Origin of the sequence: Dapis hubbardiae BLCC-M172, from assembly GCF_050016015.1 — a bacterium.
Classification (GTDB): Bacteria; Cyanobacteriota; Cyanobacteriia; order Cyanobacteriales; family Microcoleaceae; genus Trichodesmium.
On sequence record NZ_JBNHEQ010000031.1, the window covers coordinates 1 to 3,199 of the forward strand.

The 3,199-nt window shown below is 33.3% G+C and carries 2 protein-coding genes; both read left to right on the plus strand.

Annotated elements, in window-relative coordinates; genetic code table 11:
* The first annotated feature begins 1,334 nt into the window (after positions 1-1,334).
* Complete coding sequence (locus ACP6PK_RS03605) at positions 1,335-2,024, plus strand: ATP-dependent Clp protease proteolytic subunit (RefSeq protein ID WP_426557823.1); 690 nt, start codon at positions 1,335-1,337, stop codon at positions 2,022-2,024.
* 184 nt (positions 2,025-2,208) lie between these two features.
* Positions 2,209-2,799, plus strand: a complete 591-nt coding sequence (locus ACP6PK_RS03610; RefSeq protein ID WP_426557825.1) for an ATP-dependent Clp protease proteolytic subunit — start codon at positions 2,209-2,211, stop codon at positions 2,797-2,799.
* Positions 2,800-3,199 lie beyond the last annotated feature (400 nt).

Consider the following 3,199-nt stretch of genomic DNA (forward strand, 5'->3'; position numbering starts at 1 on the left):
GCTTTTTTCCCCTTCAAAGGGGAGGCTTTAAACCACAATTATTTAATTAACAATTAATAATTAATAATTCGGTAAGTATTAAGCTATAAGCTATTAGTCAGCCTTCTGCAGAGGAACTATGTTATACCAATTTGATAGATGTTTACTACAAATACTTAGGGAATTTTTAGGAGTCAGGAGACAGGAGTCAGGAGTCGTATGGGAATAGCTTTAAGACTATTTCTAAGTTCATAAATCATCTTTTTAGTCAAAAGGACATCCCTTTCAGCAAAAAACACTGCGGAACAATTAATAATTAATAATTACCCCTTCTTGAAACGGATAGGATTGGCGCTCTAGGAAATTTTTTTGATTTATCCCCTATCCAAGTGGAGGCTTTAAACCTTAATTGTTGAATGAATAATTAATTATTGACGCTTCAACTCTTAATTATTAATTATTAACTATTAATTATTCGGTAAAGTATGCACAATCCCTCTTATTATTCCTAACATTATAGCGTTTCTCAGGCTAGTAAGGTACACTTTTATATTTCTTCCCTGTTGCCTGTAGCAATAGTGCCTGTTGCCTAAAGCCTAGAATTTTGTACCTCACTCTTTTTGGGAATTGCTATATTTTTTAAAACTGGTATTAACAGTTATTGCCACATGACAGAGGTAATAGCTATTGAGGAATTAAATTGAGATAAAATTAAAAATTACTACCAAAATAAGCTCCCTTATATCAATTTCCTCAAGTCAGACTATACATAACTTGATATCTTTGATTTCGAGTTTGATAGATACTTTGACAAGTGAAGTTTTAAGTTTATGAAATTGGTATTAACCGAGAGAAGTATTGATTTAAACCTCTCCTTCAAAGCTATCCTTTATAAACATCTTTACTTAACATAAAACGTAGACATTATAGAGAAGTTATGTAATTGCCCTTAGCTGGATATTTCGGGAGAGTCAAAATATTTAATTAGAGGCTTTTCTCCCCCCACTTCCCCATCTCCCCACCTTCCCATCCCCCTATCAGAAAAGGGTTTTAGGAGTCCTTATAAGGGATAGCCTTCAAAGGGAGTATTTATTGCTGATAACGCAGTTCCTCTGTAAGAGGCTAGCTGACTGCTAAAAGCTGAATATTTACCAACTAATCGTAAATCTGCCATTTTTGCGCAATAATTATGGTAAAATCCACACCTAGACAAAAAAACTTGTTTTAGGTAAAAATATCAGAGTTATATTGTAACCGATCAAGAGGATAACTAATAACCAATTGTATCCGCTACAATAATATTACGCAGGCTAACATAATCAAAAGATAGTACAATCACTATTAGGAATCATCTTATGAACTCACCAATAAAAGCAGTTCAATCAAGCAGTTACTACGGAGACACTTCTTTTAGGACACCACCTCCTGATTTAGAATCTTTAATGTTAAAAGAACGAATCGTTTATTTGGGCTTACCACTATTTTCATCAGATGAAGTCAAAAGAAATATAGGTATTGATGTTACCCAATTAATTATTGCTCAATTACTTTATTTACAATTTGATAATCCTGAAAAACCAATTTATTTTTATATCAACTCTACTGGTACTTCTTGGTATACAGGAGATGCAGTTGGTTTTGAAACAGAAGCATTCGCTATTTGTGACACCATGAGTTATGTAAAACCACCAATTCATACAATATGTATTGGTCAAGCTATGGGTACAGCAGCAATGATTTTGTCTGCAGGAACAAAAGGATATCGGGCAAGTTTACCTCATGCTACCATCGTTTTAAATCAAGCAAAAACAGGAGCAAGAGGTCAAGCAACAGATATTTCCATTAGAGCAAAAGAAGTTATAGCTAATAAGACAACTTTTTTAAATATTCTCTCTAAAAATACTGGTCAATCACTAGAAAAGATTGCAAAAGATACAGATAGAATGCTCTATATGACCCCAGAAATAGCTAAAGAATATGGTTTAATTGACCAAGTTTTAGCAAGTAGAAAAGAACTACCAAAACCTCTACCTGCTACTCTTTAAATTCTCCATCAAATCAACAATTTTTGGTAAGTAGAAAATAATTACCAATATAATATCTTGAGCTAGAAAATCAGGTATCAAACCTCCCCTTTTAAGGGGATGAAAAAAATCAACTTCAGTTAGAAGGTACTGATAACTTAATAACTGAAATAAGTCCTTAATAAAATCAAACGGAAAAAATATTATGCCTATAGGTGTTCCTAGTGTTCCTTATCGTCTTCCTGGCAGTCAGTATGAAAGATGGATAGATATTTATACTCGTCTTGGCCAAGAACGAATTATCTTTCTTGGTCAAGAAGTGACGGATGCCCTAGCTAATAGAATTGTAGCCTATATGTTGTATTTGGACTCTGACGATCCAAATAAGCCCATTTATCTTTATATCAATTCTCCTGGTGGCTCTGTAACAGCAGGATTGGCAATTTACGATACTATGCAGTATATTAAAGCAGATGTCATTACTATATGTTTGGGTTTAGCAGCTTCAATGGGTTCATTTTTATTAGCTGCTGGAACTAAAGGTAAAAGATTGGCTTTACCTAACTCTAGAATTATGATTCACCAACCCATGGGAGGTACCCGTGGTCAAGCTACGGATATTGAGATTGAAGCTAAAGAAATTCTTCGTGTTAGATCGGTATTAAATAATATGTTGGCAGAGCGCACAAGTCAATCTTTGGAAAAGATAGAAAAAGATACTGACCGCGACTATTTTATGTCTGCTGAAGAAGCGAAAGAATATGGTCTAATTGATCAAGTAATTGAAGAACGTTAAAGTGAAATAAAGGAAGTAGGAAGGAGTAAAAAGGAAGAAGGGAGTTAGTTGAAGAAATAAATCACAACTAACTGAATATAGCTAAGTTCAAAAAATCTGCAGAATAAAGAAACAGATAAATAAGTAATTCTGGAAGATTTAACTGATACTTTCTTCCTTCTTTACTCTTTTCTCATCTTTCAAAGGAAGCAAGTTAAACTAAATATTTCTAGAATAAGATTTAATCAAATAGTTTTTAGATTCGTAGTCAAGAAAAACTATAACGTTATAAATTTTTTCTGGGAAAATTATAGATATTCTGAGTCGGAGAGAAAAAGGAAAAAGGGAAAGAAATAATTATTGCCCCCCATAATACTTCACTAAACAGACTATAGGCTCTAGTCAACAAAAACTATAACGT